Source organism: Phascolarctobacterium succinatutens YIT 12067 (genome assembly GCF_000188175.1).
Taxonomy (GTDB): Bacteria; Bacillota; Negativicutes; order Acidaminococcales; family Acidaminococcaceae; genus Phascolarctobacterium_A; species Phascolarctobacterium_A succinatutens.
Window position 1 is genome coordinate 42850 of the sequence record NZ_GL830938.1, and the last position, 11920, is coordinate 54769.

Consider the following 11920-nt stretch of genomic DNA (forward strand, 5'->3'; position numbering starts at 1 on the left):
GGAAATTGTTTGGCAGCGTATATTCCCGTACCTCGTGACCTGACGAGGGTAAAAACAAAAGTGTTCTTCAATCTGACGAAACGGCAGTTACTTTGCTTTGGTGCGGCGGCGCTCATCGGAGTGCCGATTTTCTTTCTGGTCAAAGCAACCGGAAATGTGAGCCTTGCAGCACTGTCCATGATGATCGTCATGTTACCGTTGTTCTTTCTGGCAATGTATGAAAAGGATAGTCAGCCGTTGGAAGTGGTTGTAGAACACTTCATTCAGACCAAATTCGTTCGTCCCAAGGTTCGCCCTTATCAGACGGACAACTATTATGACGCTTTGATGCGTCAGTACAAACTGGAAAAGGAGGTTGAACGAATTGTTTTTCAAAAAGAAGCCACAGGCAAGAAACATCAAAATGCCTGCAAATCTGAATCGGAAGCAGCAGCGAGAAATTAAAGCTGTTGTGGAACGGGCAAAGAAGGACAACGGTATTCCGCAGACTGCACAGCAGTCCATTCCCTTTCAGAGAATGTTCCCGGATGGCATCTGCCGTGTCACTGACAGTTATTACACCAAGACCATTCAGTTTCAGGACATCAACTATCAGCTGGCACAGCAGGAAGATAAGACTGCCATCTTCGATGAGTGGTGCAGTTTCCTGAATTTCTTTGACAGCTCCATTCACTTTGAGCTTTCCTTTATGAACCTGAGTACCGATGCTGAAAGCTTTGAAAAGAGTATCCGTATCCCGTTCAAGAAGGACAGCTTCAATCCCGTCCGTGCCGAGTATAGCCAGATGCTGAAAAAGCAGTTGGCGCAGGGCAACAACGGCTTGACCAAAACCAAGTACCTGACATTCGGCATTGAAGCCGAATCCATGCGGCAGGCAAAGCCGAGACTCAACCATATCGAAAACGATCTGCTCAATAACTTTCGGCGTTTGGGTGTCATTGCCACTACCATGAACGGCAAAGAGCGGCTGCATCTGATGCACTCTATGTTCCACATGGGTGATAATGATAAGTTCTTCTTCGATTGGAAGTATCTTGTGGAATCCGGGCTGTCCGTAAAGGACTTCATTGCTCCGACGGCGTTTGCCTTTAAGACCAACCGCACCTTCCAGATGGGCAGTATCTTCGGTTCGATGTCTTATCTGGCAATTACGGCATCAGACCTGTCTGATCGTATGCTGGCGGATTTTCTGGATATGGAATCCACGCAGATCGTGACCATGCACATCCAGTCGGTTGACCAGACTGCGGCGATTAAGACCATCAAGAGAATCATCACCGAGCTTGACCGTTCCAAAATCGAGGAACAGAAAAAGGCTGTGCGTTCTGGCTATGACATGGACATTATCCCATCTGACCTTGCTACCTATGGTAAAGATGCGAAGTCACTTCTGAAAGAATTGCAGAGCCAGAATGAGCGAATGTTCATGGTGACATTTCTGGTGCTGAACACCGGGCGCACCGAGCAGGAACTGGAGAACAATGTGTTCCAGGCACAGAGCATCGCCCAGAAGCATAACTGCAATCTGCGTCGTTTGGATTTTCAGCAGGAATCCGGACTGATGAGCAGCCTGCCTTTGGCACAAAACCTGATTGAGATTCGTCGTGGCCTGACTACCAGTTCCACGGCTATTTTTGTGCCTTTCACCACGCAGGAGCTGTTCCAGAATGGTGGAGAAACGCTCTATTACGGGCTGAATGCTCTGTCGAACAACCTTATCATGGTGGACAGAAAGAAGCTCAAGAACCCCAACGGACTGATTCTGGGTACTCCCGGTTCCGGTAAATCCTTTTCCGCAAAGCGTGAAATCACCAATGCGTTCCTGGTTACGGATGACGATATTATCATCTGCGACCCCGAAGCGGAATATGCGGCTCTGGTTCACAAGTTCAATGGTCAGGTGGTAAAAATCAGCTCCTCCAGTACCAACTATATCAACCCTATGGACATCAACCTGAACTACTCTGAGGATGACAACCCGGTAGCACTGAAAGCTGATTTTATCCTGTCCCTCTGTGAGTTGATTATGGGCAGTAAGGATGGCTTGCAGCCTATCGAAAAGACGGTTATCGACCGTTGTGTGCATCAGATTTACCAGAGATATTTCGACAATCCTGCCCCTGAGAATATGCCGATCCTTGAGGATTTGTATGATGCCCTTCTGAAACAGGACGAAAAGGAAGCCCACCATGTAGCGACCGCCTTGGAAATCTATGTTAAGGGTTCTCTGAAACTGTTTAACAACAGAACCAATGTGGATATTCAGAATCGTCTGGTGTGCTTCGACATTAAGGAGCTGGGCAATCAGCTGAAAAAAATCGGTATGCTGATCGTTCAGGATCAGGTCTGGGGGCGTGTAACTGCCAACCGTTCTGCCGGTAAATCGACCAGATATTATATTGACGAGTTCCATCTGCTTCTGAAGGAAGAACAGACGGCAACCTATTCCGTAGAAATCTGGAAGCGATTCCGTAAATGGGGCGGCTTGCCGACCGGTATTACTCAGAATGTCAAAGACCTGCTTCGTTCCCCGGAGATTGCCAACATCCTCGAAAACTCTGATTTCATCTATATGCTGAATCAGGCAAGCGATGACCGAAGTATTCTGGCACAGCGGTTGAACATTTCGCCGCATCAGCTGTCCTATGTAACCAACTCCGGTGAGGGCGAAGGACTTCTGTTCTATGGCAATGTGATTCTGCCGTTCATTGACCGATTCCCGACAGATCTGGAACTGTATCGCATTATGACCACGAAGTTAAACGAGGTGGCACAGGAAAAGGAGGCGTAATGTATGGCGAAAAGACCTACACGACTCCGTTTTACCGAAGATGACCTTGCAGATTCTCATGTGAAGAAAGCTGCCGACCGTGCAGATAAGGCGGTTGATAGGGCTGAAAAAGCGGCAGACAAATTGGCTTCTAAAAAGGCAAAGCCGAAGCTAAAGCTGGAAACAGATGCAGCCGGTTCCCGTAAAGCAAAGCTCCGTTTTGAAAAAGCGGAGTTTACGGAAATCGAGCGCCCATCTGTGGCAAAGCACATGGCAAGCCGTGGTGCCGCAGTCACGCTCACATCCAAAGCACATCGGGCGGTGTCAGAATATGAGGATGATAATATCGGCGTTCAGGCTGTGCAGGAAACGACCAAGGCTGTTGAATCCACTGTCTATACCGTCGATCATGCCGTTTACAGTCACAAGCTGAAAGCCTACGACAAGGCGGAAAAGCTGGTTGAGAAGTCAGATAAAGCAAATGTAAATGCCCTGTATGAGAAGTTCAAAAAGGACAACCCCGATGCCGGTTCCAATCCCTTTTCCCGTTGGCAACAGAAAAGGGCAATCAAGAAAGAATATGCTGCCGCCAAAGCCGGTAAGAATACCGCTTCGACAACGGCTTCTGCATCTAAGGGTGCAGGCAAGGCAACGGGCAAAGCAGCTCAGGGAGCCAAGAACATCACAGAAAGAGTAACGGAGTTCTGCACCACACACTCTAAAACGATTCTGTTTGTTTTGATTGCCGGACTGCTTTTTATGATACTCTCAGGGATGTTCTCGTCTTGTTCGGCTATGTTCCAAGGCGGCACACAGATCATTCTGGGAACTTCTTTTACTGCAAAAGAGGAAGATATTATTGGTGCGGACAATGATTACAAGGCTTTGGAAGCTGCGCTCCGCAATAAAATCAATAATATCGAGCGTACTCATAGCGGATATGACGAGTACCGGTATGACCTTGATGAAATCAACCACAATCCTTATGAGCTGGCGGCGTATTTGACGGTGAAGTTTGAGGATTACACCAGAGATGAGGTGCAGGCTACCCTGCAATGGCTATTTGAGCAACAATATGAGCTGACCCTGACGGAAGTAGTAGAGATTCGTACACGAACAACATCTTCTACTGATCCCGAAACGGGAGAGACAACAACAGAGGAAGAAGATTACGAATATTATATTCTGAATGTGAAGCTCAGAAATAAGGGCTTGAACAGTGTGATTTCAAATTCCGGCTTGTCGGAAGATGATATGGAGCGATATAGAATTTTGCTTCAGACAAGGGGCAACAGACCGGATATTTTCGGAAATGACATTTACGCCACCCCTGGCGGCGAGTACACCGATTATGATATTCCGGGCGAAGCGCTGACAGACACAAGATTTGCCAATATGATTCGGGAAGCTGAAAAATATCTGGGATACCCGTATGTGTGGGGCGGCAGCAGCCCGTCTACCTCCTTTGACTGCTCCGGATTTGTTTCCTATGTAATCAATCACTGCGGAAACGGTTGGAGTGTTGGTCGTTTGACCGCAAACGGTTTGATGGGCGTATGCGACATTATCCCGAAAAGCTCTGCCAAACCGGGAGATTTGATTTTCTTCCAAGGCACTTATGATACCTCCGGTGCATCACACGTTGGTATCTATGTTGGCAATGGTATGATGATCCACTGCGGAAACCCCATTTCCTACGCTTCTATCGAATCGAATTACTGGCAACAGCATTTTTACTGCTTCGGCAGAATCAGAAACTAAAGGAGGGATGGCGATTGAGTGCCAAGTTAGACAGAATAGGTGCAGACCTTGAAAAAGCCCGTAAGAAACGGGCAGAATGGGATGCTAAGGTGAAAGACCTGGAACGCAGATACCGTGAGGAGGAAAATTCCGAAATCCATGAGATGGTTCATGCTGCGAACCTGAATCCCGAACAGCTTTCCGAGCTGCTCCGTATGTTTGCTGCGGATATGGCTCCGAAGCCTGATACGATCAATACTATGAATGAGGAGGAAACGCAGAATGAGATTTAAGAAAATTGGAGCCGCATTGCTGGCGTGTGCAATGTGTTTTGGCGTGTTTTCTACAACGGCATTTGCCTATGTAGATGAAAGCGTAGCGACTGAAGAACCTGCGGTCGAAGAAAAAGTTCCCGAAACAGAGCCGGAGGAGCCGATGCTACCGCTTACTCCCGACGGCAATCTGACTTTGGTTGATGACGCTGGCTCGCCTACGAAAAGCGGAAAGCAGTTCATTACCGCTGTAACCAAAAACGGAAACTACTTCTATATCATCATTGACCGTGATGATAAGGGCGAGGAAACCGTGCATTTTCTGAATCAGGTGGATGAAGCCGACCTGCTCAAGCTGATGGACGAGGAAGAAGTTGCAGAGTTCACCAAGCCGGTTGAGGAAACAAAGCCGGAAGTAGTTGAAACAGTTCCTGAAATTACAGAACCGACACCGGAGGAAAAGCCGAAATCCACAAATATGCTCCCGGCGATTCTTACTCTGATTGTGCTTGCCTGTGGTGGTGGATTCTTCGTATTTAAGAAAGTCCAGGAAAAGAAGAAGGCACAGGAAGCGGCAAAGCCTGACCCAGATGCTGATTATGTGGACGATGACGAGGACTATGGGTACGATCCGGAGTTTGAGGACGACGATGAAGATAGCTCCGTCGATGAAGATGATAATGAACCTGTGTAAACAGGATAGGCTTGATGCCTGGGGCAGCCTTCGGGTTGCCTTTACATAGTTTCCGCTTTCAAAAAATAAAAAAATTTGCGTTTTTGAAAGTGACATCTTGCATATACTATTAGCAGACAGTATAATAAGTACAGCGAAGCGGTTTCGAGAAATGAAAAAACTTCAATTTTTGAAAGCGGGTGACTATATGAAAACAATCACGAGAGCAAAATATCTCGATAGAATCATTGAACTGAATGGTACTCCTGACATCAAGATCATCACGGGCATTCGTCGATCTGGTAAGTCCAAATTGATGCAGGCGTATATTGCGTATCTGAAAAGCAATTTTGAAAACATCAATATTATCTTCATCGACTTCATGGATTTGGCGTATGAAGAAATCAAGGAATACCATGCCTTACACGCCTATGTGGAAGAACATTATCAGGAAGGAAAAACGAACTACCTGTTTGTAGACGAGGTTCAGATGTGTCCCAAGTTTGAGTTGGCAATCAATAGCCTGTACTCTAAGGGAAAATACGACATCTATGTAACAGGCTCTAATGCTTTCCTGTTGAGTGCAGATCTGGCAACTCTGTTTACCGGACGCTATATTGAAATTCATGTGTTTCCTTTCAGCTTCCAGGAATATTGCCAGTATTATGATGATATTAGTGACAAAGATAAGCTCTTTGATGAGTACGCTATCAAGGGCGGTTTAGCAGGTTCCTATGCTTATAGAACCGAAAAAGACAGAACAAACTATATCAAAGAGGTCTACGAAACGATTGTTACAAGGGATTTGGTACAGAAATATACTCTCCCGGACACTTTGGTTTTACAACGTCTGAGCGAGTTCCTTATGGATAATATCAGCAACCTGACTTCTCCGAATAAGGTCAGTCAGCTACTGACAGCAAATGAGACTCCAACCAATCATGTAACCGTCGGCAAGTACATTAAGTATTTGTGCAATGCTTTTGTATTTTATGATATTAAGAGATATGACATCCGAGGTAAGAAATACCTTGAAAGCTCTGAAAAGTTCTATTTGTGTGACAGCGGTATTCGATATGCAATACTGGGAAGCAGAAATATAGACTATGGCAGAGTATATGAAAACGTTGTTTGTATCGAGCTTCTTCGCCGTGGATATGATGTCTATGTCGGCAAGCTCTATCAAAAGGAAATCGACTTTGTTGCTCAGAGAGGTAGCGAAAAGATTTATATTCAGGTCAGCGACAACATTTCCGGGCAGGAAACATTTGAGAGAGAATGCTCTCCTCTGCTTCAGATTCGAGACGCTTATCCGAAAATGATTATTGCCAGAACCAAACATCCCCAATATAGCTATGAAGGAATCGAAATTCACGATATAGCCGATTGGTTGCTACAAGAATAAGCAAGGTGAAATATCTCCGTCATTCTCTTTTGAAATGATGGAGATATTTTTATTATGACGGAGATTGTAGAACAGAAAATTGTATCAGGTTGCAAAAATCCTTTCCGAACTTTTTACATAGCAGTCATGCACTACGGTGTGTGGCTGCTTATTTTTTTGTGAAAGGAGCAGATGCAAATGAAATTAGTTTTGGCTGAAAAGCCTTCGGTTGCACAGAGTATTGCCAAAGTGTTAGGTGCTGCCAAGCGTGAGGATGGCTACTTAGAGGGAAACGGATATGTGGTCAGCTGGTGTGTAGGGCATTTGGTGGAGCTGGCACAGCCGGAAGTCTATGATGCGAAGTACAGCAAATGGGCTTATGCAGACCTTCCTATCTTCCCGATGGACTGGCAGTATGAGGTTTCTGCCGGTACGAAAAAACAGTTTGGGATTCTGAAAAAGCTCATGGCCAGAGAAGATGTTGCGAGTCTTGTGTGTGCAACAGATGCCGGTCGTGAGGGCGAGCTGATCTTTCGGTTGGTGTACCACAAAGCCGGGTGCAGAAAGCCGTTTGAGCGGCTTTGGATTTCCTCGATGGAAGATGTAGCAATCAAGGAGGGCTTTGAAAATCTCAGGTCTGGAACGGAATATGATGCTTTGTATGAAGCAGCACTGTGTCGAGAACGAGCCGACTGGATTGTTGGTATTAACGCTACTCGACTTTTTTCGACCCTTTACGGGCAGACCCTGAATGTTGGTCGTGTTATGACCCCTACCCTTGCTATGGCTGTTATGCGAGAAGCTGCCATTTCCGCATTCAAGCCTGAACTGTTCTACACAGTTCAGATTGGATTGGATGGTTTTACGGCTGCAAGCGAACGCTTCAAAACCAAGGCAGCAGCCGAAGCTGTCAAACAAAGCTGTTCGGTGGCAATCGTTCAGAAAGCTGAATGTAAGGAGAAAACAGAAAAGCCGCCTGCGCTCTATGACCTGACCAGTTTACAGAGAGAAGCCAACCGTGTGCTTGGCTACACGGCACAGCAGACCTTGGACTACACGCAGAACCTCTATGAAAAGAAACTGGTCACTTATCCCCGTACCGACAGCAGGTTTCTGACGGAAGATATGGCACATAGCCTGACCGACCTCGTAAAGCTGGCTTTCCACACATTCCCCGTGGAGGATGTGGATAACATACCAGTTCATGCAGAGCAGGTTGTGAATAACAAAAAGGTCACAGATCACCATGCCATCATTCCGACCAGAGAATTGCAGAAATGCAATCTGAGCGAACTTCCCAAGGGTGAACTTGCAATTTTGCAACTGATCTCGAATCGGTTGTGCGTAGCTGTTGGCGATCCGCACCGATACGCAGAGACAGTTATTGAGCTGGACTGTGGCGGTACCGTGTTTTCCACCAAAGGCAAAACTGTTGTGCAGGATGGATGGAAAGCTCTGGTTCAGAAAAATGATTCGACAAAATCCGACGAAAACGTGCAGACACTCCCTTCTGTTTCCGTTGGTGACGAAATGACCGTCAGCGGCACGGAAATCAAGGAAGGGAAAACATCTCCCCCTAAACACTTTACCGAGGATACTCTGCTTTCTGCTATGGAAACTGCCGGTGCGGACGAAATGCCTGATGAGGTGGAGCGCAAAGGTTTGGGAACGCCTGCGACCCGTGCCGGTATCATTGAGAAGCTGGTTCGCATCGGTTTTCTGGAGCGTAAGGGTGATAAGAAAACCAAACACCTGATTCCGACCCACAAGGGTACGGCTCTGGTAACAGTCATGCCGGAACAGATTCAGTCCCCATCCATGACGGCGGATTGGGAAGAAAAATTGTTGCTCATTGAGAAAGGCGAATATGCCAGCGAGGACTTTATGGACGAGATCAAAGATGTGATTGCCGGTCTGATTCAGAACTATGAAGTAATCCGTGATTCCGAGGTTATGATGTCGAAAGAAGCCAATTCTATCGGCAAATGCCCGCTCTGCGGCAGTGCTGTAGAGGACAAAGCCAAGGCATTTTTCTGTTCCAACAGAGCTTGCAAATTTGCCCTCTGGAAAAACAATCGCTACTTTGCGAGCATCGGCAAGAGCATGACTTCTGCCACGGCGCAGAAATTGCTTGGTTCCGGCAAGGTAAAGCTCAAGAATTGCAAGTCCGAAAGAACGGGCAACACCTTTGATGCCACCGTCTTTATGGAGGTATCAGATGATGGCAAAACGAAGTTCAGTATGGAATTTGAAAATGGAGGAAAGCGCAAATGACAAATGAGTACAACCCGGATGGTAAGGAAATCCGATTTATCGACAGCCATTATAAGGATTTGTTTCATATCCCCGATGGCAGCTGTGTGCAGATTCACTACCCGGATGAAATGGTTGTGAAGCCCTGCACCTTCATTGACGAGTATCATACGCAGATCGGATACAATGTGTTTCATATCTGCCAGTTTGCAGAAATTATGGAGCGCAACGGCGCAAGCTATATGCCGGAGCCTGAGATTATGGGCGATGAAGCCGCATGGAAGGTCGGAAAGGATAGAATCCTTGCGGTGCAGACCTGCGAAGATGGTTACGACTACACCCTGTTGGATGAAAACTACAACGAGATTGATGGCGGTCAGGTTGATAACCCTGAACTGTCCATGCTCGAAGTCCGCCGGGATATTCTGGAATCCTTCGGGCTGGAGCGCCGGGAACTGCGGGCAATGTTCTATGAGGATGTCATGGAGCAGGCTTTTGAAGTCGGCAGACAGGCGGTGGTGGTCAATGACCCTATCGCTGAGCTTGCTTTTAAGCTCGACCGTTTTGCAGAGAACTTCGACCCCTATGAATATATGGATCAGGTCGATGATGTGCAGGCGCATATCCAAGAAATCAAGGCAGATCTTGCCGCTGGTAATACGGCTCCGTATCGTGAGTTCCTGAATACAGCCATTGAAGAAGCCCGTGAGGAAACTGCGGTTGAGGTTGCCAAAGTGCTGAAAAGTCAGCTGGATAAGCTCGACTCTCCGAAGCGTGAGTCGGTCATGGAAAAACTGGCACAGGCCGCAGAAAAAGCTGCGCCTGCCAGTCCCTCTCCCAAACGCAAAGAGCCTGAACGATAAGGAGGACACGGATATGAAAAACGAAAAATGGGATGATGTTCACGGAAATACCACCCCGGATGACAGAATGGTTGCTTTTCTGGAAAGCCCCACGGATTCCTATGCGATTCTTCAGCTGCGGGAAGATGTAGACGATAATATCCCGCTCATGTTTGCAAATTACAGCTACCTTCAGAAGAAAGAAATGGAGCCTGAGATTGACCGTTACGAGGTGGTCTATCATGGCTCCATTTCTATGTCCGAGGATGTGAATCGGCAGCTGGAAGATTTGTATGTAAAGTTCAATATTGACCACCCGGATGATTTCCGTGGTCACAGTATGTCGGTCAGCGACATCGTAGCCTTAAAGGTAGTCGGTGAGGTATCCTTTCACTATGTAGATTCTGTTGGGTTTCAGAAGCTGGAAAACTTTATGAAGTCCGAAAACTACCTGAAAAACGCAGAGATGGCAATGGAAGATGATTATGGGATGATTGACGGTATCATCAATAACGGAAAAGCGTCCGGATTAGAGGAACGTCCTTCGGTGTTGGAGCAGTTAAAGGAAAAGCCCGTGCCGGATGTTTCCCATAAGCCGCCCAAGAGCCACCCGGAAAGGGAGATTGAATGATGGATTTCACACAGGATGAGCGGAACATGATGATGCTTTACAGCCCTGGCACAAGGTCAGGGCTGTGTGAAGCACTGACACTGATGAAGGAACAGCTTTCGGAGGACGAGTCAGAGCTTTTTGCTTTGGCAGACTCGGTTCTCCGTAAAGTTTCAGCCATGGACGATGCCGCCTTTGAGAAGCTGAACCTTTATCCGGATTGATAGGATTGGAGGGATACAATGAACGCAAAAGAGCGATTTTATTCCGGATTAGCAAAAGAAACGATTGGGAAAATCACCTCGAACACAGATAACTGGACTTCGTTTTTGAGAACGATGTCCCGCAACTATGAGTTCACCTATCCGGAACAGGTGATGATTTATGCTCAGCGCCCCAATGCGACCTTTTGCAAGCCCTATGAGGACTGGAACGCTGAAAATTACCGCAGATATGTAAAGCGTGGCTCTACCGGCATTGCTCTGTTTGTGATGAACAGGGATAAACCGTATCTGCGCTATGTGTTTGATGTGGCGGATACCGGCGTTCGCCGTTCTTCCCCGGAACTGAAACCGTGGGAGGTGACGCCTGAAAACCGCTCCTATGTCATGGAAGCGATGGAGCGTACCTTCGGTGTTGCCGCTGACGGGGTACTGGAAGCACAGCTTGAAGATATTGCATCCGCACTGGCGGCTGAGTATTGGGACGATTACAAAAAGCAGTTCCTCGACATCGTTGCCAACAGCTTCCTTGAGGAGTATGATGAACTCAACATCGAAGTAGCTTTCAAAAATGCGGTGGCAAACAGCGTATCCTATACGATGTATTGCCGGTTCGTGGAAAGTCCCGACAACTACTTCGAGCATGAGGATTTCCAGAAGGTGTTTGATTTTAACACCAGACAGACGGTAAATGCCCTTGGTACTGCGGTGAATGCCATCAGCACAAGGATGTTTCAGGAAATCGAAAAAGCGATTGGAGAACATGAGCAGATTAAAGCTACCGAAAGGAGTACAGATTATGAGCGAGATGACTTACAGACAGGCCGGAGATTATCAGATTCCGAACCTTCAGTTGGAGAACGAGGGAGAGAAACCTCTGGGCAAGTACGGCAGGATGCGTCGAGCATTTTTGGAACAGAACAATCCGATGCTCCTGAACGACATGATTCTGACGGAGAGCCTGTTCCCGCACCTGTGGGAGATCGAGGAAACAGCGAAAGCCAGAGTGGAGTTTCTGATGGAGCAGTACCTGAAGGACAGCCCCGCACCGGACAAGGAAACGCAGCAGATGGCGTGGGTGCAGCACATGAACAGCCTGAAAGCACAGGCGGAGGAAGTCGTGATGACGGAGCTTATCAACAGCTGAGTCTGAAC

Annotated in this window: 12 protein-coding genes; 11 read left to right on the plus strand and 1 reads right to left on the minus strand. The window is 47.2% G+C overall.

Annotated elements, in window-relative coordinates; genetic code table 11:
* Positions 1-9: 9 nt before the first annotated feature.
* The 10 genes from HMPREF9443_RS10015 to HMPREF9443_RS10060 all read left to right on the plus strand — a co-directional run bounded on the left by HMPREF9443_RS10015 (position 10) and on the right by HMPREF9443_RS10060 (position 10768).
* Positions 10-444, plus strand: a complete 435-nt coding sequence (locus tag HMPREF9443_RS10015) for a PrgI family protein (RefSeq protein WP_002304375.1) — start codon at positions 10-12, stop codon at positions 442-444.
* Positions 404-2791, plus strand: coding sequence for a VirB4-like conjugal transfer ATPase, CD1110 family (locus tag HMPREF9443_RS10020; protein ID WP_002588967.1), 2388 nt, complete (start codon positions 404-406; stop codon positions 2789-2791). Before HMPREF9443_RS10015 ends, HMPREF9443_RS10020 begins: the two co-directional genes overlap by 41 nt.
* Positions 2792-2794: 3 nt before the next feature.
* The gene (locus tag HMPREF9443_RS10025) at positions 2795-4531 is read left to right on the plus strand and encodes a C40 family peptidase (protein ID WP_002304377.1); all 1737 of its coding nucleotides are present in this window, start codon (positions 2795-2797) and stop codon (positions 4529-4531) included.
* 14 nt (positions 4532-4545) lie between these two features.
* Entirely contained in the window at positions 4546-4803 is a 258-nt protein-coding gene (locus HMPREF9443_RS10030) for a DUF4315 family protein (RefSeq protein ID WP_002304378.1), read from the plus strand.
* The gene (locus HMPREF9443_RS10035; RefSeq protein WP_002578950.1) at positions 4793-5476 is read left to right on the plus strand and encodes a DUF4366 domain-containing protein; all 684 of its coding nucleotides are present in this window, start codon (positions 4793-4795) and stop codon (positions 5474-5476) included. Before HMPREF9443_RS10030 ends, HMPREF9443_RS10035 begins: the two co-directional genes overlap by 11 nt.
* A gap of 151 nt (positions 5477-5627) precedes the next feature.
* Positions 5628-6860: an ATP-binding protein gene (locus tag HMPREF9443_RS10040; protein WP_002304383.1), complete on the plus strand. Its 1233-nt coding sequence runs from the start codon at positions 5628-5630 to the stop codon at positions 6858-6860.
* 177 nt (positions 6861-7037) lie between these two features.
* The gene (locus HMPREF9443_RS10045; RefSeq protein WP_002578949.1) at positions 7038-9113 is read left to right on the plus strand and encodes a DNA topoisomerase 3; all 2076 of its coding nucleotides are present in this window, start codon (positions 7038-7040) and stop codon (positions 9111-9113) included.
* Positions 9110-9955, plus strand: coding sequence for an LPD16 domain-containing protein (locus HMPREF9443_RS10050; protein WP_002304387.1), 846 nt, complete (start codon positions 9110-9112; stop codon positions 9953-9955). Before HMPREF9443_RS10045 ends, HMPREF9443_RS10050 begins: the two co-directional genes overlap by 4 nt.
* A gap of 13 nt (positions 9956-9968) precedes the next feature.
* A complete protein-coding gene (locus tag HMPREF9443_RS10055; RefSeq protein ID WP_002304389.1) occupies positions 9969-10565 on the plus strand; it encodes a YodL domain-containing protein in 597 nt (198 codons plus the stop codon).
* Positions 10562-10768 (plus strand): transposon-transfer assisting family protein, encoded by a 207-nt coding sequence (locus HMPREF9443_RS10060; protein WP_002578948.1) that lies wholly within the window; start codon positions 10562-10564, stop codon positions 10766-10768. Before HMPREF9443_RS10055 ends, HMPREF9443_RS10060 begins: the two co-directional genes overlap by 4 nt.
* Positions 10769-10816: 48 nt before the next feature.
* Here HMPREF9443_RS10060 and HMPREF9443_RS11085 read toward each other — a convergent pair whose 3' ends face one another.
* A complete protein-coding gene (locus HMPREF9443_RS11085; RefSeq protein WP_021632746.1) occupies positions 10817-11530 on the minus strand; it encodes a hypothetical protein in 714 nt (237 codons plus the stop codon).
* Between HMPREF9443_RS11085 and HMPREF9443_RS11090 the strand changes: the two genes are divergently transcribed.
* Positions 11529-11912: a TnpV protein gene (locus HMPREF9443_RS11090; protein WP_021632747.1), complete on the plus strand. Its 384-nt coding sequence runs from the start codon at positions 11529-11531 to the stop codon at positions 11910-11912. The genes HMPREF9443_RS11085 and HMPREF9443_RS11090 overlap by 2 nt on opposite strands.
* Positions 11913-11920: the final 8 nt, after the last annotated feature.